The organism is Citrobacter sp. CK188, from assembly GCF_030333525.1.
Lineage (GTDB): Bacteria > Pseudomonadota > Gammaproteobacteria > Enterobacterales > Enterobacteriaceae > Citrobacter_B > Citrobacter_B koseri.
This window is the reverse complement of the sequence record NZ_JAOWFU010000037.1, coordinates 113,578-139,262: the sequence shown is the minus strand read 5'-3', so window position 1 is coordinate 139,262 and position 25,685 is coordinate 113,578. Positions and strand designations below refer to the sequence as shown.

At 55.3% G+C, this 25,685-nt stretch carries 22 protein-coding genes; 7 read left to right on the top strand and 15 right to left on the bottom strand.

From position 1 onward, the window contains the following. Positions 1-20: 20 nt before the first annotated feature. The 4 genes from pabA to ppiA all read right to left on the bottom strand — a co-directional run bounded on the left by pabA (position 21) and on the right by ppiA (position 2,054). Positions 21-584 (bottom strand): aminodeoxychorismate synthase component 2, encoded by a 564-nt coding sequence (pabA, locus tag OGV67_RS20345; RefSeq protein ID WP_012135468.1) that lies wholly within the window; start codon positions 582-584, stop codon positions 21-23. 31 nt (positions 585-615) lie between these two features. Beyond that, complete coding sequence (locus tag OGV67_RS20340) at positions 616-1,218, bottom strand: putative adenosine monophosphate-protein transferase Fic (protein ID WP_047460753.1); 603 nt, start codon at positions 1,216-1,218, stop codon at positions 616-618. Then, positions 1,208-1,375, bottom strand: coding sequence for a FicA/YhfG family antitoxin (gene ficA, locus OGV67_RS20335; protein ID WP_012135470.1), 168 nt, complete (start codon positions 1,373-1,375; stop codon positions 1,208-1,210). The genes OGV67_RS20340 and ficA overlap by 11 nt, the downstream gene beginning before the upstream one ends. Positions 1,376-1,481: 106 nt before the next feature. Beyond that, positions 1,482-2,054, bottom strand: coding sequence for a peptidylprolyl isomerase A (ppiA, locus tag OGV67_RS20330; protein ID WP_012135471.1), 573 nt, complete (start codon positions 2,052-2,054; stop codon positions 1,482-1,484). A gap of 280 nt (positions 2,055-2,334) precedes the next feature. On the opposite strand from ppiA, the gene tsgA reads away from it, so the two are divergent. The 7 genes from tsgA (at position 2,335) to OGV67_RS20295 (ending at position 15,507) form a co-directional block, all read left to right on the top strand. Further along, complete coding sequence (tsgA, locus tag OGV67_RS20325) at positions 2,335-3,516, top strand: MFS transporter TsgA (protein WP_012135472.1); 1,182 nt, start codon at positions 2,335-2,337, stop codon at positions 3,514-3,516. A 374-nt stretch (positions 3,517-3,890) separates the two neighbouring features. Beyond that, positions 3,891-6,434, top strand: a complete 2,544-nt coding sequence (gene nirB, locus OGV67_RS20320; protein ID WP_112001459.1) for an NADPH-nitrite reductase large subunit — start codon at positions 3,891-3,893, stop codon at positions 6,432-6,434. Continuing rightward, positions 6,431-6,757: a nitrite reductase small subunit NirD gene (gene nirD / locus OGV67_RS20315; protein WP_012135476.1), complete on the top strand. Its 327-nt coding sequence runs from the start codon at positions 6,431-6,433 to the stop codon at positions 6,755-6,757. Before nirB ends, nirD begins: the two co-directional genes overlap by 4 nt. A gap of 319 nt (positions 6,758-7,076) precedes the next feature. Further along, positions 7,077-7,886: a nitrite transporter NirC gene (gene nirC / locus OGV67_RS20310; RefSeq protein ID WP_012135477.1), complete on the top strand. Its 810-nt coding sequence runs from the start codon at positions 7,077-7,079 to the stop codon at positions 7,884-7,886. Between the two features lie 11 nt (positions 7,887-7,897). Beyond that, entirely contained in the window at positions 7,898-9,271 is a 1,374-nt protein-coding gene (cysG, locus tag OGV67_RS20305; protein WP_012135478.1) for a siroheme synthase CysG, read from the top strand. Between the two features lie 327 nt (positions 9,272-9,598). After that, complete coding sequence (locus tag OGV67_RS20300) at positions 9,599-15,127, top strand: pectate lyase-fold domain-containing protein (protein WP_115615314.1); 5,529 nt, start codon at positions 9,599-9,601, stop codon at positions 15,125-15,127. Between the two features lie 209 nt (positions 15,128-15,336). Next, positions 15,337-15,507 carry a YhfL family protein gene (locus OGV67_RS20295; protein ID WP_012135480.1) on the top strand — a complete coding sequence of 57 codons (171 nt, stop codon included), beginning with the start codon at positions 15,337-15,339 and terminating at the stop codon, positions 15,505-15,507. A gap of 88 nt (positions 15,508-15,595) precedes the next feature. Here the strand turns inward: OGV67_RS20295 and OGV67_RS20290 are convergent, their stop codons facing one another. The 11 genes from OGV67_RS20290 to rpe form a co-directional block, all read right to left on the bottom strand. Then, the gene (locus OGV67_RS20290) at positions 15,596-16,678 is read right to left on the bottom strand and encodes an aminotransferase class I/II-fold pyridoxal phosphate-dependent enzyme (RefSeq protein ID WP_115614358.1); all 1,083 of its coding nucleotides are present in this window, start codon (positions 16,676-16,678) and stop codon (positions 15,596-15,598) included. A 12-nt stretch (positions 16,679-16,690) separates the two neighbouring features. Next, positions 16,691-17,995 carry a YhfT family protein gene (locus tag OGV67_RS20285; protein WP_024131010.1) on the bottom strand — a complete coding sequence of 435 codons (1,305 nt, stop codon included), beginning with the start codon at positions 17,993-17,995 and terminating at the stop codon, positions 16,691-16,693. Between the two features lie 11 nt (positions 17,996-18,006). Then, complete coding sequence (locus OGV67_RS20280; protein ID WP_012135484.1) at positions 18,007-18,360, bottom strand: DUF2620 domain-containing protein; 354 nt, start codon at positions 18,358-18,360, stop codon at positions 18,007-18,009. Positions 18,361-18,370: 10 nt separating this feature from the next. Next, complete coding sequence (locus OGV67_RS20275) at positions 18,371-19,249, bottom strand: phosphotriesterase-related protein (protein WP_012135485.1); 879 nt, start codon at positions 19,247-19,249, stop codon at positions 18,371-18,373. After that, positions 19,246-20,472 carry a phosphopentomutase gene (locus OGV67_RS20270; protein WP_104868100.1) on the bottom strand — a complete coding sequence of 409 codons (1,227 nt, stop codon included), beginning with the start codon at positions 20,470-20,472 and terminating at the stop codon, positions 19,246-19,248. The genes OGV67_RS20275 and OGV67_RS20270 overlap by 4 nt, the downstream gene beginning before the upstream one ends. Beyond that, positions 20,472-21,635: a YhfX family PLP-dependent enzyme gene (locus OGV67_RS20265; RefSeq protein WP_115614357.1), complete on the bottom strand. Its 1,164-nt coding sequence runs from the start codon at positions 21,633-21,635 to the stop codon at positions 20,472-20,474. Before OGV67_RS20265 ends, OGV67_RS20270 begins: the two co-directional genes overlap by 1 nt. An 84-nt stretch (positions 21,636-21,719) precedes the next feature. Then, positions 21,720-22,082 (bottom strand): hypothetical protein, encoded by a 363-nt coding sequence (locus OGV67_RS20260; RefSeq protein WP_058668188.1) that lies wholly within the window; start codon positions 22,080-22,082, stop codon positions 21,720-21,722. Positions 22,083-22,102: 20 nt separating this feature from the next. Next, a complete protein-coding gene (gene yhfZ, locus OGV67_RS20255; protein WP_024131011.1) occupies positions 22,103-23,008 on the bottom strand; it encodes a GntR family transcriptional regulator YhfZ in 906 nt (301 codons plus the stop codon). A gap of 236 nt (positions 23,009-23,244) precedes the next feature. Then, positions 23,245-24,249 (bottom strand): tryptophan--tRNA ligase, encoded by a 1,005-nt coding sequence (gene trpS, locus OGV67_RS20250; RefSeq protein WP_012135491.1) that lies wholly within the window; start codon positions 24,247-24,249, stop codon positions 23,245-23,247. Further along, on the bottom strand, positions 24,242-25,000 hold the full coding sequence (gph, locus tag OGV67_RS20245) for a phosphoglycolate phosphatase (RefSeq protein ID WP_115614356.1): 759 nt from the start codon (positions 24,998-25,000) through the stop codon (positions 24,242-24,244). Before gph ends, trpS begins: the two co-directional genes overlap by 8 nt. Next, complete coding sequence (gene rpe / locus OGV67_RS20240) at positions 24,993-25,670, bottom strand: ribulose-phosphate 3-epimerase (RefSeq protein ID WP_012135493.1); 678 nt, start codon at positions 25,668-25,670, stop codon at positions 24,993-24,995. The genes gph and rpe overlap by 8 nt, the downstream gene beginning before the upstream one ends. Between the last annotated feature and the right edge of the window lie 15 nt (positions 25,671-25,685).

The following is a 25,685-nucleotide window of genomic DNA, read 5'->3' as shown; positions in this document are numbered from 1 at the left end:
CACCATATAGCAACCACAAATCAGCGCGACAGGAAATTAGCCAGCAGTTGATGTCCCTGCTCGCTCAGAATACTTTCCGGGTGGAACTGCACCCCTTCCAGATCCCACTCCCGGTGGCGAATCCCCATAATTTCCTGCGTGTCGCTCCAGGCCGTAACGTCAAAGCAGGCGGGAAGCGTCGCAGGATCGATCACCAGCGAGTGATAGCGCGTGACGGTGAGCGGGTTCGATAGCCCCTGAAAAACGCCCTGGCCGTTATGGGTGACGGGAGAGGTTTTACCGTGCATCACTTTAGCCGCCCGCACGATCGTCGCACCAAAGGCCTGCGCCATCGCCTGGTGTCCAAGACAGACGCCGAGCATGGGAAGGCGCCCGGCATAATGGCGGATTACCGCCAGGGAGATACCCGCGTCATCCGGCGTACAGGGCCCCGGCGAGATCACGATTTTTTGCGGATTCAGCGCGTCAATTTGCGCCAGCGTCAACGCGTCATTTCGCCTGACCAGGACATCAGCGCCCAGTTCGCAGAAATACTGATAAAGGTTCCAGGTAAACGAATCATAGTTGTCGATCAGCAGAATCATGGCGGCTCCGGTACGTAAGAACCGCGCTATTCTACTCAGTTTCCTGGGCTTCGCTTACCCCTTTACGAAATATTGCCTGTAATCCCGACAGGTCGCCCATCGCGCCGCTCTGGTTCGCCTGGCTCCATTCGGCCACCTGAATGCCGCTCCAGCTCAGGATATAACCGGCGTGGAGCGCCAGTTGCTCAAAGAAGATGCGCTGCGCCAGTCCGCTGCCGATGCGAAAAGGATGCAGCACATTAATTTCACAGTAGTAGTGCGCCAGACGATCGGCGAATTTCTCTTTCGTCAGCCCGACCAGATACCCCTCTTCTTCCAGATCCTGCATCAGGGCGTTGCCCTCTTTTTCGATGTAGGCAAAATGGCAAAAACGGGTATCTCCCTGATATATATCGACCTCGCGCAGTTGTCCGGCCCAGTCAAAAACATCCTGATACAGCTGACGATGAATGGCGCGCAGGTGAGGCAGTCCGCGCACCAAGGGGCCAGCTTCAATCGTCGCGGCACGCAGTGCGGTCAGTTCATACGCCGCCTGCTCCAGACGCTGAACCTGCCGGATGCCTAAGCGGTTACGCATGATATTCAGGCCGGGATACAGATAGGGGTCGCGTCCATCACCAAACTTATCGCTCATAGTGCCTCCTTAATTCTGCCAGGCGCACCAGTGCTTCTTCGGCGGTCAGGGTAACTAACGGGATGTCCACCCCTTCCAGACGTCGACTCTCCTGGAAATTGATATTTCGTCGTTGTTCCCAGAGGCGAGACTTTTGTTTATCGGTGAGTTTTTTCACGAGACCTCCCTGAATGTGCCTGCACTTGCCACAAGTATAAGCAGCAAATTCAGGTTACGCAGAGGTCAGGAATCGCGCGGGCATTACTGGCCCGCGCAGAATGCCATTACGGCAGGACTTTGGCGGAAAGGATAACTATCGGTTTTGAAGGAACATTTTGGTAAGGGCCGACATCGTGCGTCTGCACCTGGGAGATTTTGTCAGCGACATCCATCCCTTTCACAACTTTACCAAATACGGCGTAGCCAAAATCGCGCTGGCCGTGATCCAGGAAGGCGTTGTCTGCAACGTTGATAAAGAACTGGCTGGTTGCGCTGTCTTTATCTGCGGTACGCGCCATCGCAATGGTGCCACGGGTGTTGCGCAGCCCGTTGTCCGCTTCGTTCTTGATCGGCGGGTTAGGTTTCTTTTGCTGCATCTGCTCGTTAAAACCGCCGCCCTGCACCATAAAGCCGGGGATCACACGGTGGAACGTGGTGTTGTTATAGAAACCGCTGTTGACATAATCGACAAAGTTTTGCACTGAAACTGGCGCTTTCTGGCTATTCAGTTCCAGTTCAATATTTCCGGCGGAGGTCGTCAGCAGAACATGTGGGTCACCTTTCGCTGCCAACGCTACAGGAGAGAGAGCAGAAAGAGCGAGAACAGCTGCAACAGCCGCCAGAGTCGATTTGAGCATGAGATTTCCTTAACGAGAGCAGTAACAAAAGCAAGTAGATTGATTCTAAAGAGCCTTCAAGGAGCAGGCCAGCCCTTTACCTAATTTTACGTATCTGAAACAAATGTAACCTTACGATTTTGTTGTGCTTTTCGGCATATTAATGTGATCACCGTCACGTTAAAAAATGTAACGCTTACAGTAATTGCTAATAAACATTTAAATACATCACTAAAACGCCTAAAATCTGCCCGCTCACGGCGCTGTCAACGCGCTTTACACCTCTATACACAGGCCAGTCATGACTAACAGCAATCGCATCAAGCTCACATGGATTAGCTTTCTCTCCTACGCCCTGACAGGCGCGTTGGTAATTGTCACCGGGATGGTGATGGGAAACATTGCAGAGTATTTCAACCTGCCCGTTTCCAGTATGAGTAACACATTCACCTTTCTTAACGCCGGTATCCTGATCTCTATTTTCCTGAATGCCTGGCTGATGGAAATTATCCCGCTGAAAACGCAGCTGCGTTTTGGCTTTGTGTTGATGGTGCTGGCCGTGGCCGGGCTGATGCTCAGCCATAGCCTGGCGCTTTTCTCTGCGGCAATGTTTGTACTGGGTCTGGTGAGCGGTATCACCATGTCGATCGGTACTTTCCTGATCACCCAGATGTATGAAGGCCGTCAGCGTGGTTCTCGCCTGCTGTTCACCGACTCCTTCTTCAGTATGGCCGGGATGATCTTCCCGATGGTCGCCGCTTACCTGCTGGCGCGCAGCATTGAGTGGTACTGGGTATACGCCTGCATCGGTCTGGTCTACGTGGCGATTTTCATCCTGACCTTCGGCTGCGAATTTCCGGCGCTGGGTAAACACGCGCCGAAAACGGAAACGCCGGTGGTAAAAGAGAAATGGGGCATTGGCGTTCTGTTCCTGTCCATCGCCGCGCTGTGCTACATCCTCGGTCAGTTAGGTTTCATCTCCTGGGTGCCGGAATACGCCAAAGGCCTGGGCATGAGCCTGAACGACGCCGGTACGCTGGTCAGCGATTTCTGGATGTCGTACATGTTCGGCATGTGGGCCTTCAGCTTCATTCTGCGCTTCTTTGATCTGCAACGTATCCTGACGGTACTGGCGGGTCTGGCGGCGGTGCTGATGTACCTGTTCATTAAGGCCCAGCCGGAGCATATGGCGTGGTTTATTCTGACACTCGGCTTCTTCTCCAGCGCCATTTACACCTCAATCATTACGCTGGGTTCGCAGCAAACCAAAGTGCCGTCGCCAAAGCTGGTTAACTTTGTGCTGACCTGCGGCACCATTGGCACCATGCTGACCTTCGTGGTGACAGGCCCGATCGTGGCGCACAGCGGCCCGCAGGCCGCGTTGCTCACCGCAAACGGTCTGTATGCCGTGGTGTTTGTGATGTGCTTTATCCTCGGGTTTGTTACCCGTCATCGCCAGCATAACGTGCCAGCAGCGCACTGATGATGATTGCCGGATAAGGCTGGTGATTTGCCCGGTGGCGCAAGCTTACCGGGCCTACGCATGACTTGTAGGCCGGATAAGGCGTCAGCCGCCATCCGGCTTTTTAACCCTGCTTTTTCGCGCAATTTCCCCCTCCTCCTGACGGCGTAGACCTCGCATTCTTTAGAGGTAGACCTTCTTACGCTAATAACCCCTCATTTTGTATGTTATTTGCACAACAACGAAATGTCTGACAATTCCGTGACTTATAAAAACGCTGACAAATCAGCAATATACCTCTTAAGGAGTATATAAGGCCGAATTTGATTTACATCAATAAGCGGGGTTGCTGAATCGTTAAGGTAGGCAGTAATAGAAAAGAAATCGAGGCAAAAATGAGCAAAGTCAGACTCGCTATTATCGGTAATGGTATGGTCGGCCATCGCTTTATTGAGGACCTTCTTGATAAATCCGACGCTGCCAATTTTGACATTACCGTGTTCTGTGAAGAACCCCGCAAAGCATACGACCGTGTCCACCTGTCTTCCTACTTCTCCCACCACACCGCTGAAGAGCTGTCTCTGGTGCGTGAAGGCTTTTATGAGAAGCACGGCGTTAACGTTCTGGTCGGCGAACGCGCTATTACGATCAACCGTCAGGAGAAGGTCATCCACTCCAGCGCGGGTCGTACGGTTTATTACGATAAACTGATCATGGCGACCGGCTCCTACCCGTGGATCCCGCCAATTAAAGGTTCCGAAACCCAGGACTGCTTTGTTTACCGTACCATTGAAGATCTCAACGCCATTGAAGCCTGCGCCCGTCGCAGCAAACGCGGCGCGGTGGTCGGCGGCGGCCTGCTGGGTCTGGAAGCCGCTGGCGCGCTGAAAAACTTAGGCGTCGAAACCCACGTTATCGAATTTGCCCCCATGCTGATGGCAGAACAGCTGGATCAGATGGGCGGCGAGCAGCTACGCCGTAAAATCGAAAGCATGGGCGTGCGCGTACACACCAGCAAAAACACCAAAGAGATCGTTCAGGAAGGCACCGAAGCGCGTAAAACCATGCGTTTTGCCGACGGTAGCGAGCTGGAAGTCGACTTCATCGTTTTCTCTACCGGTATCCGCCCGCGTGACAAACTGGCCACCCAGTGCGGCCTGGACGTCGCTCAGCGCGGCGGTATCGTGATTAACGACGCCTGCCAGACGTCTGACCCGGATATCTACGCGATTGGCGAATGCGCCAGCTGGAACAACCGCGTGTACGGTCTGGTCGCGCCTGGCTACAAAATGGCGCAGGTTGCCGTTGACCACATCCTCGAAACCGAAAACGCGTTTGAAGGCGCAGACCTCAGCGCCAAGCTGAAACTGCTGGGCGTGGACGTCGGCGGCATTGGCGATGCGCATGGCCGCACGCCGGGCGCGCGTAGCTACGTTTACCTCGACGAAAGCAAAGAGGTCTACAAACGCCTCATCGTCAGCGAAGACAACAAAACCCTGCTCGGCGCGGTGCTGGTGGGCGATACCAGCGATTACGGCAACCTGCTGCAACTGGTGCTGAACGCGATTGAACTGCCGGAAAACCCGGACTCGCTGATCCTGCCGGCACATTCTGGCAGCGGTAAGCCTTCCATTGGCGTTGATAAACTGCCGGACAGCGCGCAAATCTGTTCCTGCTTTGACGTCACCAAAGGGATGCTGGTCGCCGCCATCAACAAAGGCTGCCACACCGTTGCGGCGCTGAAAGCGGAAACCAAAGCCGGTACTGGCTGCGGCGGCTGTATTCCGCTGGTTACTCAGGTTCTGAACGCCGAACTGGCGAAACAGGGTATTGAAGTGAACAACAACCTGTGTGAGCACTTTGCGTACTCGCGTCAGGAACTGTTCCACCTCATCCGCGTGGAAGGCATTAAAACCTTTGAAGAACTGCTGGCGAAACACGGTAAAGGCTACGGCTGCGAAGTGTGTAAACCGACCGTCGGTTCTCTGCTGGCCTCCTGCTGGAACGAATACATTCTGAAGCCGCAGCACACCCCGCTACAGGATACCAACGACAACTTCCTGGCGAACATCCAGAAAGACGGCACCTACTCCGTGATCCCGCGTTCTGCGGGCGGCGAAATCACGCCGGAAGGTCTGGTGGCCGTAGGTCGCATCGCGCGTGAGTTTAACCTGTACACCAAAATTACCGGTTCTCAGCGTATTGGTCTGTTCGGCGCGCAGAAAGACGATCTGCCGGAAATCTGGCGTCAGCTGATTGAAGCGGGCTTCGAAACCGGTCACGCGTATGCCAAAGCGCTGCGTATGGCGAAAACCTGCGTGGGCAGCACCTGGTGCCGCTATGGCGTGGGCGATAGCGTCGGCTTCGGCGTCGAGCTGGAAAACCGCTACAAAGGCATCCGTACCCCGCACAAAATGAAATTTGGCGTCTCCGGCTGTACCCGTGAATGTGCGGAAGCCCAGGGTAAAGACGTGGGGATTATCGCCACGGAAAAAGGCTGGAACCTGTACGTCTGCGGCAACGGCGGGATGAAACCGCGTCATGCGGACCTGCTGGCGGCGGATATCGACCGCGAAACGCTGGTTAAATACCTCGACCGCTTCATGATGTTCTACATCCGTACCGCCGACAAACTGACCCGTACCGCACCGTGGTTAGATAACCTGGAAGGCGGTATCGACTACCTGAAGTCGGTCATCATCGACGACAAACTGGGCCTGAACGCACATCTGGAAGAAGAGATGACCCGCCTGCGTGAAGCGGTGGTGTGCGAGTGGACGGAGACCGTAAATACACCGTCTGCGCAGGTTCGTTTCAGACACTTTATCAACAGCGATAAGCGCGACCCGAATGTTCAGGTGGTGCCTGAGCGTGAACAGCATCGTCCGGCAACGCCGTACGAGCGCATTCCGGTAACTCTGGTGGAGGAAAACGCATGAGCCAGTGGAAAAACATCTGCAAAATCGATGACATTCTGCCGGAAACCGGCGTCTGCGCGCTGTTAGGCGAAAAGCAGGTCGCCATTTTCCGTCCATATCACAGCGACCAGGTGTTCGCGATCAGCAATATCGACCCGTTTTTTGAGTCCAGCGTGCTGTCACGCGGGTTGATTGCCGAGCATCAGGGCGAACTGTGGGTTGCCAGCCCGCTGAAAAAACAGCGGTTCCGTCTGAGCGACGGTCTGTGCATGGAAGATGAAAGCCATTCCGTCGCGCACTACGAAGCTCGCGTGAAAGACGGCGTGGTGCAACTGCGCGGTTAATGAATTTGGGGAGGCGCAACGCCTCCCTTTTTGACGTCTTTGTAGGCCCGATTTTGTAGACCTGATAAGCGCAGCGCCATCAGGCAAAAACACACCGCCGGATGGCGGCATAAATGCCTTATCCGGCCTACGGCTTTACGATTTTTATTGTTTTTACTTCAAGGACAATCAAATGGTTACAGGCCCGATTTTGTAGGCCTGATAAGCGCAGCGTCATCAGGCAAAACATACCGCCGGATGGCGGCATAAATGCCTTATCCGGCCTACGGTTTTACGATTTCTTTTTTAATTTTATTGTTTTTACTTCAAGGATAATCAAATGTTTACAGACACTATTAACAAGTGTGCGGCTAACGCTGCGCGCATTGCACGCCTGTCGGCAAATAATCCGCTCGGTTTCTGGGTGAGCTCCGCAATGGCCGGCGCCTACGTCGGTCTCGGCATCATTCTTATTTTTACCCTCGGCAATCTGCTTGACCCTTCCGTTCGCCCGCTGGTGATGGGCGCTACCTTCGGCATCGCCTTAACGCTGGTGATCATCGCCGGTTCTGAACTCTTTACCGGTCATACCATGTTCCTGACGCTCGGCGTAAAAGCGGGCACCATCAGCCACGGTCAGATGTGGGCGATTCTGCCGCAAACCTGGCTGGGCAACCTGGTGGGCTCCGTATTCGTCGCGCTGCTGTATAGCTGGGGCGGCGGCAGTCTGCTGCCGGTCGATACCAGCATCGTTCACACGGTTGCGCTGGCGAAAACCACCGCGCCCGCTACGGTACTGTTCTTTAAAGGCGCGCTGTGCAACTGGCTGGTTTGCCTGGCGATCTGGATGGCGATTCGTACCGAAGGCGCGGCGAAATTCCTCGCTATCTGGTGGTGTCTGCTGGCGTTCATCGCGTCCGGCTACGAGCACTCCGTCGCCAACATGACGCTGTTCGCCCTCTCCTGGTTCGGCCATCACGGCGACGCCTACACGCTGGCGGGAATTGGTCATAACCTGCTGTGGGTGACTCTCGGCAATACTTTGTCCGGTGTCGTATTCATGGGATTAGGTTATTGGTATGCTACGCCAAAAGCGGAGCGTCCGGCTCCGGCAAAAATCAATCAAACTGAAGCTACTGCCAATAATTAAGAGGTAATGTCGTGGACCATTTGCCTATATTTTGTCAATTACGCGATCGTGACTGTCTGCTCGTCGGCGGTGGCGATGTCGCAGAACGCAAAGCGCGGTTACTGCTGGAAGCAGGCGCTCGATTAACGGTCAACGCGCTGGCGTTTATTCCGCAGTTCACCGTGTGGGCAAATGAAGGCATGTTGACGTTAGTTGAAGGGGCATTCGAAGAATCCCTGCTCGACGGATGCTGGCTGGCGATCGCCGCGACCGATGATGACGCCGTGAACCAGCAGGTGAGCGAAGCCGCTGAATCACGCCGCATTTTCTGCAACGTGGTCGATGCGCCAAAAGCCGCCAGTTTCATCATGCCCTCCATTATCGACCGCTCGCCGCTGATGGTGGCGGTCTCCTCCGGCGGCACCTCGCCCGTTCTCGCACGCTTGCTGCGCGAGAAACTGGAGTCCTTGCTGCCCCAGCACCTCGGCCAGGTCGCGCATTACGCCGGCCAGCTCCGCGCGCGGGTGAAAAAGCAGTTCGCCACAATGGGCGAGCGCCGTCGCTTCTGGGAAAAACTGTTCATCAACGACAGGCTCGCGCAGTCGCTGGCGAATGCCGATGCGAAAGCGGTGTCGGAGATCACCGAGCAGATGCTGAGCGAACCGCTGGATCACCGTGGTGAAGTGGTGCTGGTGGGCGCGGGCCCTGGCGACGCCGGGCTGCTGACGCTGAAAGGGTTACAACAGATCCAACAGGCGGATGTGGTGGTGTATGACCGTCTGGTCTCCGACGACATTATGAATCTGGTACGCCGCGACGCTGACCGCGTATTCGTTGGCAAACGCGCGGGCTATCACTGCGTTCCGCAGGAAGAGATTAACCAGATCCTGCTGCGAGAAGCGCAGAAAGGCAGACGCGTGGTGCGTCTGAAAGGCGGCGATCCGTTTATCTTCGGTCGCGGCGGCGAAGAGCTGGAAACGCTGTGCCACGCCGGTATTCCGTTCTCGGTTGTTCCCGGTATTACCGCGGCCTCCGGGTGCTCGGCTTATTCCGGCGTTCCGCTAACTCACCGCGACTACGCGCAAAGCGTGCGTCTGGTCACCGGGCACCTGAAAACGGGCGGCGAGCTGGACTGGGAAAACCTGGCGGCGGAGAAACAAACGCTGGTGTTCTATATGGGGCTGAATCAGGCGGCGACCATTCAGGAGAAGCTGATCGCGTTTGGTATGCAGGCCGATATGCCTGTGGCGCTGGTTGAAAACGGTACCGCCGTCAAGCAGCGCGTGGTCAGCGGCGTTCTTGCGCAATTAGGCGAGTTGGCGAAACAGGTCGAAAGCCCGGCGCTGATTATTGTCGGTCGGGTGGTCGCGTTACGCGATAAGCTAAACTGGTTCTCAAACCATTAATAAATATAGATGCCCTATATCAGGGCATCTTTTTTTTAACACTTTAACGATCATTCATTCTTACATTACACTTTAAATAAGCTAAATCCATTCATTGCGTAAATATAAAAAAGAATAACGCCATAAAATACCGCACAAAATATCCATTATCTCTTTTTTATTCGCCAAATAAATTCACCGCACAAATATCGACAGAATAAAGGCTGGATTGACGCCCCCTGGGTAGTCAGTGGCAAAATAGTGCCATTCATTAATTTTGCAAATAAAGGTTGTCTGTCAGGGCTGCCTTATATTTCTTATTTTATTTACAGGATGGCAACTATGTTTATGCAAAGGAAAAAACTCCTTGCAGTGGGTATTGCAATTGCACTGCAAACATATTACTGCCCGGCAATTGCGGCAGAGAATACCGAAGATGAGAAAGAATGTCCGGTAAATATTTCGTCGTTATCTCAGGCGGAACGCAATAAGTTACCGGCGAAATGTCTGACGGCAGAAGCCGGGCAGGATAACCATTGGGCATGGGTCGCCAGTGGCGTAGCGGCTCTGGCGGCGGGCATCGCCATTGGCAATCACAGCGACGGCGACTCTCACCACCATTCAACAACGCCAGTCCCGCCAGACGACGGGGGCGACGTTACCCCAACGCCGCCGGATGACGGCGGAGATGTCACCCCAACGCCTCCCGATGATGGCGGCGACGTCACACCGCCCGATGATGGCGGTGATACGCCAGTACCGCCTGACGACACATCCGTGACGACCTTCAGCAATCAGGTGACGCTGGATAAAGGCACAGACACCCTGCACTTCGACGACATCAAACTGGATAACGGCGAGCACCTCGGCGAAGCCACGCTCAGTTATTCCGAACAAGACGCGCAGTGGCAGTTAACCACCCAGGACGGCAAAACGCTGGCGATTTCCGGCTGGAACGTTACCGACAGCAACGCGGCCGTGATTGAAGGCGCTCAGGCCAACGGCTTTTACTGGAAGTACGACAGCCGGGGCTATCTGATCCTCGCGGATAACAATACTCAGGTTGTCAGCGGAGACGGCAAGACGCACACCACCGATCGCGAACTGGATATCAGCGGGAAAAATCGTACCGGCGTCATTATCTCGGGCGATAACACCCGTAATACGCTGAACGGGGATTCCACCGTGACCAATAGCGCAGTTGGCCTGGTCATTAGCGGCGACGGCACCACTAACGCTATCTCAGGCAAAAGTACGGTAGATGGCGCTACCGGGGCGTTAATTTCCGGCAATGGCACCTCGACCTCGCTCTCCGGCGATATCACCATCAGCGGCGGCGGTACGGGCATCGTTATCGATGGTGATAACACCCTCATTGACAATGCGGGGACTTCCAGCATTAGCGGCGCAGGTTCTACCGGTTCCATCATTAACGGCAATGACATTCGCCTCATCAACGAAGGGGAATTAAACGTTTCTGACGGCGGCACCGGAGCCAAAATCACCGGTGACGATGCTATCGTCGATAACAAAGGCCATTCGACAACCCGCGGTGCCGGCTCTACGGGGTTGTACATTGAGGGTGATAATGCGCTGGTAATTAATGAAGGTAATCAGCTCATCGCCGATGGCGCGACGGGCGTACGCATCGATGGCGACAACGCCCGCGTACTCAATACCGGTAATATGGCCGTCGACGGCGCTGGCTCAACGATCGCCACCATTACGGGCAATAACGCTGACATGACGCAGAATGGCGACCTGCTGGTTATGAATGGCGCGACGGGCCTGACCATCAACGGCGAAGAAAGCGAACTCATAAACAGCGGCACCACCACCGTGCGTAACGACGGCTCTGTCGGCTTCGTTGTTGCCGGTACACAAAACACCTTCAACAACAAAGGTAATATCAACACCAGCCTTAACGGTACGGGAACGCTGATCAGCGGTACTGAATCGCAGGTCAGTCTGACGGGCGATATTAACGTGACTGCGGCTCAGGACAGCAGCGGCGTATTTCGTGGGGCAACCGGTCTTAACGTTTCTGGCGACACGAATACGACAACCATTCTGGGTAATGTGAACATCGAGGCTGGTTACGCGCAAGACGCTCAAATTAAAAGCGATGAGCAGTTACAAGGCATTACCGTCAACGGCAATCAAAATACGGTCAATCTGGATGGCGCGATGAATATCCATCTTGACAGTTCTGATGTCAGCTCTGGGTATTCGAGCGTTACCGGCCTCAATATCAGCGGCAGCGGTAACGCCGTGAATGTCGCCGGTGGTATAAACATCGACTTTTTCCAAAACGAAGCGTCTATTGGCTCTGAAGCTATCGGTATCAACATTGATGGTGACAACACGTTAACGCTAAGCGGTAAATCTACCGTGGATATGACCACTATCACAGGTGGCCAGGCCACGCTGGCAAACGTTAATAATGGCGGCTCTCTGCTCATTACCGATGACGCCACGATTGAAGTGAACGCCGACTATCTGAACTTAAATTACTCCACCGGAAGTAATGCCCTGCTGTCAGCTCATGGCCAGGGCTCGACAATTGAAAATCAGGGCGATATTACCACCCACGGAACAGTCAACGTTCTCCTTGCCGATAAAGGAGCGGAAGCGAGCAACAGCGGCAATATTCTCATCTACGGAAGCAGTGACGATACGGGAGATGATCGTTCTGCCATCACCCGTGCAAATGGCGAAGATACGGTCGTACACAACAAAGCGGGGGCCGATATCACCCTCTTTTCTAACCAAACGCCAGAGTTCATTAACGGGATCAATATCTACCCGGAAAGATGGTATACCCACACGCTTTACGCCATGCTGGCGACCCAGGGCGGCAGCGTCGTTAATGATAAAGGAGCGACCGTCCATTTACAGGGCGCGGGAGCATATGGCGTCAGTGCCAGTGTAGGGACAGCGTTAAACGAAGGCGATATTTATCTGGACGGTTTTATCCCGACGCTGGACGATGAAAACAATATCATCAGCACAGACTACTGGCAGCCGACATACCTCTATTTGACCAGCTCGGCAATGGTTGCCGGTTCCTCAGACATCGGCTACGGTGACGCCACAGCCATCAACACCGGCACCATCACCGTCAACAACGCCGGGTTCGGTATGATGGCGCTCAGCGGCGGCACGGCCGTTAACCAGGGTACTATTACGCTGACCGCTGATGAAGGTGTGACCGGCGAGGAAAACCAACTGGTGGGGATGGCCGCATTAAACGGCGGCACCGTCGTGAACGACACCACCGGCACCATCAATATTGATGCCGACTACGGTCAGGCGTTCCTTAGCGACAGCAACAGCTACATCATCAATAACGGCGCCATCAACCTGAACGGCAGCCCGATGGACGAAAACGACCCACATATGGGTTCCATGCCAACCGACAAAATCTGGATACGGTCGCTGCCCGGCAGCGGCGACAGCGATAGCCAAACTTCAGAAGCGGGCTTTTTCACCACCGGAGCGCTGGCGAATTACGGCAATGAAACGCTGAACGGCGATCTCGATGTTAGCGGCTGGCTGTACAACGAAGCAGGCGCCACGCTGACCGTCAACGGCGATATGGCGATTAATAACGCTGGCAATATGGAAAACCACGGGACGATGCATGCCGATACGATCACCACGTATCACAGCCTGTTCAACCGCGCAGACGGCAGCCTGACCACTGACCTCCTGACGCTTAATGGCGATATCACCCTGTTCAACGAGGGCAGCTTTACCGGCTCAATTGCAGGAACCTCTTACGCCCAGGAAGTCGTCAATACCGGCAATATGACGGTGGCGGAAGATGGCAAATCGCTCATCAACGGCAGCTTTGCGTTTTATAACCAGGAAGGCGCAACGCTTACCAACAGCGGCAGCGCGGTAGAAGGCGGCGAAAACACCATCATCAACATGACGCGTACCAGCAGTTCCATCGCTCAGGTGAACAGCGGCACCATTACCGCCACCAACGGTTACAGCGCCATCACCACCGCGAATGCCAGCAACTCCCCGATGTGGATCTGGAACACGGAAACCGGCGTGATTAATGGTATTAACCCGGACGCCCCCCTGATCAACCTCAGCCGTGGCTATAGCTTTGGCAACGAAGGGACTATTAATGTCCAGGGCGACAATGCCGTGGCGATCAGCGGCGGCACCAGCAGTTATATCATCGACCTGGTCAACAGCGGCACCATCAACGTCGGCACCGAACAGGGGCAAATAGACGGAACCAACGGCACCGGACTTATCGGCATCAAAGGCAACGGCAACGCCACCACCATCAACAACACCGCCGATGGCGTGATCAACGTGTACGCGAATGACTCTTACGCGTTTGGCGGCCAGAGCAAAACCATCATCAATAATGGCGAAGTGAATCTGCTGTGCGACACCGGCTGCGGCATCTACGCCCCTGGCACTACGGGTACGCAGGACGATCACAACGGTACGGCGGATATCGTGATCCCGGATGCGATTGTCGCGCCGACGCAGGGTGATATTCCAGCGCCTCCGGCCGATCCGAACGCGCCGCAGATGTTAAGCAACTACATTGTGGGCACCAATGCCGACGGCAGTTCCGGTACGCTGAAAGCGAATAACCTGATGATTGGCGACGACGTGAAGGTGAATACCGGCTTTACCGCAGGTACGGCAGAGACCACCGTCGTGGTCGATAACGCCTTTACCGGCAGTAATATCCAGGGCGCGGACAATATCACCTCCACCAGCGTGGTGTGGAACGCCCAGGGCAGCACCGACGGCGACGGCAACGTTGACATCACCATGACCAAAAACGCCTATGCGGATGTGGCGACGGAGAGTTCCGTCAGCGACGTCGCACAGGCGCTGGACGCCGGGTATACCAACAATGAGCTGTACAACAGCCTGAACGTTGGCACGACCGCAGAGCTGAACAACGCCCTGAAGCAGGTCAGCGGCAGCCAGGCGAACACCGTCTTCCGCGAAGCCCGCGTACTCAGCAATCGCTTTACGATGCTGGCGGACGCCGCGCCTCAGGTGAAAGACGGTCTGGCGTTCAACGTGATGGCGAAAGGCGATCCGCGTGCCGAACTGGGTAACGACACCCAGTACGACATGCTGGCGCTGCGCCAGACGCTGGATCTGACCGCCAGCCAGAACCTGACGCTGGAATACGGTATTGCGCGTCTGGACGGCGACGGTTCGCAGAAAGCGGGCGACAACGGCGTGACCGGCGGCTACAGCCAGTTCTTCGGCCTGAAGCACAGCATGACCTTTAATGAGGGTCTGGCCTGGAACAACAGCCTGCGTTATGACGTGCATAACCTCGACAGCAGCCGCTCTGTCGCCTATGGCGACGTCAATAAAGTGGCGGATTCCGACGCCCGTCAGCAGTACATGGAATTCCGCAGCGAAGGGGCAAAAACCTTTAACCTGATGGACGATGCGCTGAAAATCACGCCGTATGCGGGCGTTAAGCTGCGTCACACACTGGAAGAAGGTTACAAAGAGCGCAGCGCCGGGGACTTCAACCTGTCGATGAACAGCGGCAGCGAAACGGCCGTAGATTCCGTGCTTGGCCTGAAAATGGACTACGCCGGGGAAAACGGCTGGAGCGCAAGCGCCACGCTGGAAGGCGGCCCTAACCTGAGCTACACGAAAAGCCAGCGTAGCGCCACGCTGGCGGGTGCAAGCGACCAGCGCTTTAGCGTTGACGACGGCCAGAAAGGCGGCGGTCTGAACGGTCTGGCGACGATGGGCGTGAAGTACAGCGCCCAGGACAGCAGTCTGCATCTCGACGCTTATCAGTGGAAAGAAGACGGCATCAGCGATAAAGGCTTTATGCTGAACTTTAAGAAAACATTCCGTTAATTAAATAAACGCCACGGCCTGGCGAATATACATCCTCTCCAGGCCGTTTTTTATTATGCTGAATCTACGCAAAGCATATTATCCGCAGAATAAGAAGTCCTTATCTGGACTACCTCGCTCTCTTATTAATTGATATGGTAACGTCCGCAAAATGGATTTTTCCATTTATCTCATACAATTAAAATTGTTTTATTTACAAGGATTTTGTCATGTTTAAAATTGCAAAGATTGCCGTTGTGGCAGGGATGCTGGCTACGCTCACCGCGTGTACGGGTCATATCGAAAACAAAAAGAATGATTGCAGTTACGATTATTTACTTCACCCGGCAATTTCTATTTCAAAAATTATTGGTGGTTGCGGCCCGGCCGCGGATCAATAATCGAAACCGTTGTCGCACGATACAAAAAAACCGGGGATTCCCCGGTTTTTTCATGTGTATCATTGTAGGCCTGATAAGCGCAGCGCCATCAGGCACACAGGCTTTCCCGCAAAATACGTAACACCGTTTCCTCGCCGCTGCGGTTGGGATTAATACGAATCGCATAACGCGCCAGACCCGGACGGGCCGCACGAAACGTACCGGAAAGGCGATAAAACAATGGCGGGATTTCATACTTGGACTCCGCGCCCACCGGGTAAGGCAACGCCCCGCGCTTTTGCGCCTCCTCCAGCACCTTTTCGGCAACGGGCTGGTGGAACTCCACAATTAACACTTTCGATTGCGCATTCGCAATCACCGCCTGCTTCACTTCCGGCACAGCTCCACTGTTTAACAAGGCGAGTAAACGTTCCGTCACCCCTGCCTGCACAGCGTGCATCACTGGCGCGAAAACCAGACCACGAAGCACCGCCAGCGCCTGCGCGCCCTGAATCTGGCTGCCGCCGGAATACATCGTCGCACGTATTCTGGCGATGGCTTCCGCCTCCCCCACCACCGCGCCGGTGCCTTCAGGCCCGAAGAGTTTAAAACAGGAAAACGTGGACAGCGTGGCCCCACATTCACAACCAATACGCGCCACTTTCATCACCGCATAATTATCGTCGGTCAGCGTGGGGACGCCGCATCGCGCAAGCTCCACCAGCACCCCGGCCAGAGAATAGCAATCCTGCGGTTGCTGACGCGTATGTTGCACCAGCGCCGCATGGGGCCGATGCTCTGCGATAACCTGCGTTATTGTCGCCAGATCGTTGAAATCCGCTCTGACGAGCGCAATCCCCATCTGCTCGACGATCCCCTGCGTTGTGGGATAAACCGGCGCATCATGCACCAGAAGGCGTTGCCCCGGTTTCAGCAGCGCGGCCAGCCCGGCCCGAATCGCGCCGGTTCCCGCGCCCTGCACCAGCACTGAGTCCTCAGCATGAAACGCCTCCGCCAGCACTTTTTCCACTTGCCGGGTGGTTCCCGGCTGGTTAAGCCCCGGACTTAGCCCCAGATCGCCACCCTTTAAAAAATCCGCGCCTGGGAAATAACGACACACCGTGTCCACCAGCGCAAACTGCTTCTGCTGCGCCTCGGCGAGCGTCAGGCTTTGCAGGGGGAAGGTTTTCATTTAGACGCCTCCTCAGGCCGGAATAAACAGACCGAACCAGTAGAGAATATTCAATAAGATACCGGTAATCATCACGGCCACGACCGGCGCGGCCATCTTCTGCACCGGACGCCCCAGCGACTCGTTGAGGAAGTAGATAGCAATCGCAATCGAGAAGCCGGTATAACCCGCCATCTTGATCGCCGCAAAAATAGAGCCGATCAGTAGCGCAGTTTCCATCAGCATATTCATCGCGTTACGGATATTGTCCGACGCATTGCGCACCGACGGGTAGCGTCCAAGCCACTTCCCAATTGAGCGCAACAGCAGCACTTCCGCAGAAATCACGACCGCCCCCAGGATGGCGGCAATCCACGGATTCGGCGCCAGATAGCCCACGGAATACACAAAGGTAAAACCGGCCACCGCATACACGCCCGTCGCCAGCGCCGTTGTGGCGATCATCGGCACAAAGCCAAGCCCACGCATGAACTCCGCCAGCGCCGCCTGATGAAGCAAGGTCTGCGACTCTTCAGGCGTAACGCCAGCAGAATAGGCTTTCTCAAGGGTAAAGATCGACACCTCGCTGCCGGCAAAAATATTCATACTGGCGACCGCCGCAATCAACGCGCCGACGATCGCGATATACGGTAAATTTTTAATAATACGGGAGGTGCGCTCCTCAAAGACGGATAACCCACTGGTATCCATCTCCTCATCGCCACGGTGGCGCAGGTCGTGCGTAATCGCAATCGCCAGCAGCATCACCATGCCGATAAAAATCTCAATCGATTCCGGGTTCAGATGCGGGAAGTAGCGCACTACCAGGACACGCGCCATCAGCACCACAACCGCAGCGATAAGACTGTGTTTCCAGCCGAATTGATAAAAAATCGCCACCAGCGGGAACAGCGCAAAACCGGCGACAACCGGGGAACTCAGCTCGCCAAGGCTCCCCAGCACGTCAACCGGCAAGGCGGTAAGCAGATGGTTCACCGGCAGCAGACAGGTCAGAATCAGCACGCCCCAGGCGGCGCCAAGCCCAAACGCCAACAGGCTATTGATCGCCAGTACGCCAAGAATATCGGTAGGTAAAAACAGCAGCCAGGCGTTAAGCAGCCCCGTTTTGAGGGTAAATGAGATCCCCACCGACGCCACAAAACCGATACTCAAACCAAACGCGATACTCCCCGCCTCCCGGCGGTTCATATAGCCTTCGATCAGTTGCGGTAGGATCGGGCGAATCCCGTCATGGAAAACGGCGGCTGAGCGATGCGCCAGTAGCGACGTCATCCCCGTCAGGCAAGCCACCACCAGAATCTGAATATACAGCTCCATAAGCATGCCTTTTATTTCAAGTGGTTAACCAGCATGGGAATCGCATGCTCAACATGTTCGACGGAGAGGCCAAACGCCACTTTCCCTTCCGCGACCATCTTTGCGATATGCTCGTCTTTCGCTTTAATACCCGGCTTAGCGATGGTGCAGCTTTTGTTGTAGCCAATCACCGCAATCGCTATCGACAACGCCGCGCCAGCGCCGGTATTACACGCGCCGATGTAATAATCCAGTTGCCCGGACTTCACTTTCATCGCCGCTTCCATATCGTTGTGAATGGACACGTCAAAGCAGCCGGGCGCCACGGTCTCGATGGTTTTTTTAATCTGCTCACGCTGTAAGCCAGCAACACCAATCTTTTTCATCTTTCTGTCCTTATTGGAAAAATTGTGAGGGGTTATCACGCAACATCGTGTCCACATCGGCCTGACTGAATCCTGACTGGCGCAGCTGTGGGATAAAGGTGGTTAACAGGTAGTCGTAGCCATTGCCGCCATTGGCTTTTAGATGGGAGCGGCGGGTAATATCCATCGAAAGCATCACGCGGTTGAGCAAACCACGCTGGCGCAGCGCATTCAGCATGTCGATGCGCTTTTCATCCGGGTAGTAGTTGTTTTTGCCGATGGTGTCGAACTGCACGTACGCGCCGAGATCGATCATCTGCAAAATGCCGTCGAGGTTATCTTTCAGATCGCAATGACCAATCACCACGCGGGAGAGATCGACGCCCTGCGCCTGCAACAAGGCCAGTTGCTCCAGCCCCATCGTACTGAACGAGGTATGGGTGGAAATGGGGCGTCCGGTTTCATTGTGGGCGCGCGCAGCGGCGATAAACACCTTCTCTTCCAGCGGTGTAATCACCCCTTCACTGGAGCCGATTTCCGCAATAATTCCGGCTTTCAGCGTCGTGTTATCAATACCGATGACGATCTCATCGATCATCTCCTGCGCAAGCTGTTCCACGCTGCGGGTCGCGACATGCTCAGGGAAAAATGCGTCCTGGTAGTAACCCGTACAGGCCACCACGTTTATCCCGCTATCCCGCATCAAATCGAGCATGAATTGCGGGTTGCGCCCCATATAGCGGTTAGTCATTTCGATGATGTTGCGCACGCCCAACGCCCGCAGATCTTTCATCTCCTGACAAATGAGATCGTACTGATCTAACCGGCAGTCGAGGTTATTTTTGAACCCGGAGAGATCGATGTGCAGATGCTCATGGGCCCAGGTGTAGCCTGACGTATCAAAATTCATACGGCGTCTCCTGTGAGCTGTAATGACGAAAAGAAAGAGGTGCCGTTTTGTGGCGCGGGCGCGCCAAAGAACTCACAGACCGTCGCGCCCACATCCGACAGCGTGGCGCGAAGGCCCAACTGAACAGGCTTCAGCCCCTGCCGGTAGACCAGAATCGGCACTCTTTCACGGGTATGGTGACTGTGACCTATCGTTGGATCGTTGCCGTGGTCGGCCATCACCAGCAGACAATCATCGGGTGTCATCTCGCTTGTCAGCCGCGCAAGATTACGGTCAACCACCTGCAAACGTTCCGCATAACGTGCGACATCCTGGGCGTGCCCCGCCAGATCGGTTTCCTGGATGTTGGTGCAGATAAACGCGTGCCGGGCGGCACTGAATTCATCGCGCGTGATATCCATAATGCGCTGGCTGTCCACCAGGTTTTGCCAGCTACGTCCGTGAGGGTTCGCCACGATATCCGCCACTTTGCCGATCAGCACGGTCGGCACGCCAACCTCATGCAGTTTTTGCGGCACCTGAACCCGCTCATCCACGCCATAGCCCATATGAACAACCTGAAAACCGCTCTCATATGCGCCGGATCGCGGCGCATTGATGCCAATAAAACGCCCCTCTTTCGCTTCTGCGGCGTCCAGAATCCGCTGACTGTCGTGAAGCGTGCCGCCGAATGCAATGACGCGCCCCACCTGCGCGTGTTCACGCACAATGCGGCCAATCTTCAGCACCTCGTCAAAGGCGATGGCGGAAAGGTTGGCGGTAATGTTGTAAACCTGTCCTAAATCCGCTTCGAGGTTATCGCCTATCGCCACCGACTCATTGACCCACAGGAACGCCAGTTCGCCGCCACGTCGCTCCACCTGCCAGCCCGCCGCCTTCAGCGCCAGCTCAACGCGATCAATCACCTCGCTAAACGGCATACGCAGCGGCGCCTGCGGACGCGTGCCTAAAATCTCCTGATGCCCCATGAAGGTATCCCCTCCTTCATGCTGCAATTCCGCGATCCCCCACACTGCCGATGCCGAGGGAGCCATAACGCCTGGCGCATAGCCCAGCGCGTTAATCAACCCCAGTTTCTCCAGCGTCGGCAGATGTAGCTGCGGGAGCTGACGCAGAATATGTCCGCAGGTATTCGCCCCGACATCCTGCGGGCGAACCTCCGCCACATCCTTCATTGCGCCGACGCCGAAGCTATCAATCACCAGCACCACAAAACGAGCCATTACGCCTCCAGTACGTTTCCGAGACTGTCATAACGGGCGACGATTTCCGCCGCACCGCGCTGAATGCCAGACACCAGCACCACATCACTGCGCGTCACAAAAATTTGGGTACGAAAACAGAGCACCACGGCGCTGCTCACCGGAAACGTCCCTGCAAGCGGCAGGTAGTAGTCGATACTGCTGTCATCGACGGATTCCAGCGTCGTCTTCGCAGGAACGTCGTTTTCCGGCGTAAAAACGAGCGCGTTGCGCGCATGTCCCCGGCGGTAATAGCCGCCGCCATAGCAGTAGCTGTTGCCACGAAAATGGTGCGAAATTTCACTCAGCCAGAGCATCGCAATACGTTCAGGCTGATCGCCTTGCTGGTTCGACGGAATGGTGCCGGTCAGCGCATGGCCCGGTTCGGCATGGGTGACGCCATACCGCGCCAACAGCGGCAAAGACGCGCAGCTGGTTGCAGAGGGCGCATTAAGCTGCTCAATGGCAATCTCCTGTTCTTCCAGTTGCTGCCTCGCCTTGACCAGGGAATGCAGATTGGGCGTCGGCCTGGTCTCACCTGATGCGTCATCCCACAGCAGGCAGGGGAAATGCGTTAACCCCGTGATATGGAGCCCCGGCAGACGGCGAATGTCATTCACCGCGTCATCAAGGCGCGCCAGCGGGAAGCCGCTCTCCTGCCCCGGATAAAGAAAATCCTGCTCGCCGTAAATCTTCAGCATTACCGCCTGCACACGCCCGGCCTTCACCGCCGCCGCCGACACTTCACGCGCCTTCTCCAGCGAAAAGAGCGTAATAATGTCCGTCCCTTGCTCCACCGCTTCGCCAATCTGTCGGGAGGGGATCTGCACTAAATGCCCCTGATGCGCCACCGGCAATCCGGCGCGACGCATGACCCTGGCCTCTTTGTAATCCACCGTGACAATTCCGGCATATCCCAGCGCCAGCAGCTTTTCCGCCAGCCAGGGATTGCGCCCAAGCTGTTTTGTCATCAGATACAGCGTGATGCCGTATTGATGAGCCGTATCAACCAGGCGCTTCCCGTTTTCCAGCACCTGATCAACATCAATCACCCAGCTGTCCGGGACGATCCTTCCCTGCTGCCAGAGTCGGATCGCGGCGGTAATCAGCGCCGGATTCTGGCGTTTTAATGCGTGTATAAACATCTTTGTGCCTCGGTTTCTAATCCCTGAATTAAATATTCATTTTTTTGAATATTTAAGGTGTGGTACGTTGATGTACGGTGTTCCTCACGACGCTTCGTGCGCCGCCATCCACAGCCCATATAGATTTGCCAACAAATAGCCTTCCTCATTGGCATGAAGCGAAACCGCAAACTCCGCCAGCAGCGCCTGGTGCGCCAACAAAATCGCGGGCCAGTGGGGAGATTGCATCGGTTCCGCCAGCAGCTCGTGATCCAGCGCGTCAATCACCTCTCCCCGACGACTGCGCATTAACGCGCTGGCCATGTGGGTTATCGCCATCGTACCCTGCTCGGTATGCACCGGCAGCTTCCACTCCTCGTCCAGTCGTCTGACGACCTGCAACATGCCACGGCAAATATCTTCGTCGATAACCCCTGCGTCACACAGCAGGCTGAGTCTGTTTTCCATTTACAATGCCTTTGATTAACTTAGTAACTGGGTTCCTGTTCACCGCTGACCACACGTTGCTGATGGGCGAGCAGCGCCTGTTTGTCCACCACGGCGCGCAGCAGTTGCTGCATCGGGTAATCGTCCGACCGGGTCAGCACCACGGCTTCGGTGGCCTGCAAGAATCGAGGATCGCGGGTGAGCGGCGTCGCTTCTAACCCCAGCAATGCCAGCTCCGCTTCCGCCACCACATTCCAGATCACCGCATCCACATCGCCTTTTACAATGCGCTGGAGACTTTCGTGATAAGAGAGGTCTATCAGCTCCACATCACTTTTGCCGAAACAGGCTTCAGTCATGATTTTCTGATCTGCCGAACGGTTATCCAGCCCCACTCGCTTCACCCGGTCGGATTCGCCTTTACGGCAGATCAACTGGTGCTCGCCAACATAGGTGTGTGGCCCCAGTTCCAGCGCGATGCGCAACCCGTTTTGCGCCAGATAGCTCTCTGCGGCCAGACGCGACACCACGGCCATGTCGTAGACGCCATTCAGCAGGCACTCAACCCGGATGTCCGCCCCACGCATGTGCGCGTAATAAAATGGAATCCCTTCAAACTGCGCTTTCAGCCCGCTCGCCAGCCCTTCATACAGACGGGTGTACGGCAGCGGCATCGCGCAAACAACGTTGCTGATGTCCACATGCGACAGCAACGTTTTGTTATCCATCTCCACCAGGAAGCTGCCGTTGCGCCCACGACGCTCAATACGGATCGCCCCGGAAGACTCCAGCGTTTTTAATGCGGCCTGCGTTAACCCCACTGATGAGTGGCATTCATTAGCCAGTTCATCTATCGTTTTCAAACGGTTACCGCATTTCTCACCTAGCAGGTAGCGGGCCAGGGTCGTCAGCACGACCCCCTCTTTTTTGATAAATGTTCGACGCATCATAAATTTTCAGTAAAGTGAATATTTATATATTCATTAAAATGAAGATATCGCGCAATGACGATGTGCGTAAACGGCGAGACGCCTCACAGTTTTTCGTCACGGGTACGCAGAGAGACAAAAAAACCGGGAAATCCCCGGTTTTTTAATGTGTGGTATCGCATCACTGTAGGCCTCGCCGTGTTTACGCCGGGTGGCGGCGTAAACGCCTTATCTGGCCTACGGCGCGGTGCGCATTACGGCTTGGCGACAAAGCCGATCGCTTCGTAGACCGCTTTCAGCGTTTCGGAAGCACGGGCGCTGGCTTTTTCCGCCCCTTCTTTCATCACTTTCTGCAAGAAGGCTTCGTCGCTGCGGAAGCGATGATAACGCTCCTGCAACTCGGTCAGCATACCGGAAACGGCTTCAGCCACTTCACCTTTCAGATGACCATACATCTTGCCTTCGAAATGCTGCTCCAGCTCAGGGATGCTCTGGCCGGTTACGGCGGAGAGGATATCCAGCAGGTTAGACACCCCCGCTTTATTCTGGATGTCGTAGCGCACTACCGGCGGCTCGTCGGAATCCGTCACCGCACGTTTGATTTTTTTCACCACCGATTTCGGGTCTTCCAGCAGGCCGATGACGTTGTTACGGTTATCGTCCGACTTGGACATCTTTTTGGTCGGTTCCAGCAGTGACATCACGCGCGCGCCGGATTTTGGAATAAACGGCTCAGGAACGTTAAAGATATCGCCATACAGCGCGTTAAAACGCTGCGCGATGTCGCGGCTCAATTCCAGATGCTGTTTCTGATCTTCACCCACCGGCACCTGATTCGTTTGATACAGCAAAATGTCTGCCGCCATCAGAACCGGGTAATCAAACAGACCGGCGTTGATGTTCTCGGCATAGCGCGCGGATTTGTCTTTGAACTGGGTCATCCGGCTCAGTTCGCCGAAATAGGTGTAGCAGTTCAGCGCCCAGCCCAGCTGCGCGTGCTCCGGCACATGGGACTGAACAAAGATGGTGCTTTTCTCAGGATCGATACCACACGCCAGGTAGAGCGCCAGCGTATCCAGCGTCGCCTTACGCAACTGCTGTGCATCCTGACGCACGGTGATCGCATGCTGGTCAACGATGCAGTAAATGCAATGATAGTCATCCTGCATGTTCACCCACTGACGCAGCGCACCCATATAGTTGCCAATGGTCAATTCACCTGAGGGCTGTGCGCCACTAAAAACGATGGGCTTAGTCATTTTTCGATTCCTGATTTTCGCTATGCGGAAGCCCGAGAGCGGGCAGAAGGTCATTAATAGTGTCGTAAATCACATCCGGCTGGCTAAGAGCGATTGATTCGCCATAGTTGTAGCCGTACGTGAGGCCGACCGACGGGCAGCCAGCCGCTTTTGCAGCCTGAATGTCGTTACGCGAATCGCCCACGAAGAGCATCTGTTCAGGCGCGACGCCCATCCGCTTTGCCACCAGCAGCAGCGGATCGGGATGCGGCTTTTTGTTCTGCACATCGTCGCCGCCAATAACCACGCTAAAGTATTTGGCGATATCCAGCGCTTCAAGCAGCGGCGCCACAAACGGCGTCGGCTTATTGGTCACCAGTCCAAGCGGCAGCCCTTTGGCATGCAGCGCGCCCAGCGTATCGGCTACGTGCGGGAACAGGAACGTCCCTTCTTCCGCCACATCGCCATAGTAGCGGTCGAACAGCTTACGCAAAATACGCACCTGCTCCTCGGCGGGGATCTCATCATCAACAGGCGGTTTGCCCATTGTTTTACGTAACGTAGCGCGTTCCTGGCGAGCCCAGGCGAGCGCACGCTCCATCAATACATCCGCGCCGTTACCAATCCAGGTAATTACGCGATCTTCGCCAGCGGTAGGCAGTTCCAGCGCGTATAACGCCGTATCTACCGCAGCGGCTAATCCCGGCGCGCTGTCAACCAGCGTGCCGTCGAGGTCAAAGGCGACACCCCGAATATCCTGCAATTTATCCATGACTTACCTTTGCCAGTTCACTGCGCATTTCATCAATGACTTTTTTGTAGTCTGGTTGGTCGAAAATCGCGGAGCCTGCCACAAACATGTCTGCGCCCGCCGCGGCGATTTCGCCTATGTTGTTCACCTTGACGCCGCCGTCCACTTCCAGGCGAATGTCATAACCTGACTCATCAATACGACGGCGCACTTCACGCAGCTTTTCCAGCGTGTGCGGAATAAAAGACTGGCCGCCAAAACCCGGGTTGACGGACATCAGCAGGATCACATCCAGCTTATCCATCACGTAATCCAGATAACTCAGCGGCGTGGCCGGGTTAAACACCAGACCCGCTTTACAGCCGTTTTCTTTAATCAGCTGCAAGGTACGATCGACATGCTCGGAGGCTTCGGGATGAAACGTAATGATGCTGGCGCCCGCTGCGGCGAAATCCGGCACGATGCGGTCAACCGGCTTCACCATCAAATGCACGTCGATGGGGGCGGTAATACCGTATTTGCGCAGGGATTTCAGCACCATCGGGCCGATGGTCAGGTTCGGCACATAGTGGTTGTCCATGACGTCAAAATGCACGACATCCGCACCAGCAGCCAGCACCTTCGCGGTGTCCTCACCCAGGCGGGCAAAATCAGCCGACAGAATTGAGGGGGCAATCAAATACTGTTTCATCCGCTTCTCCTTGAG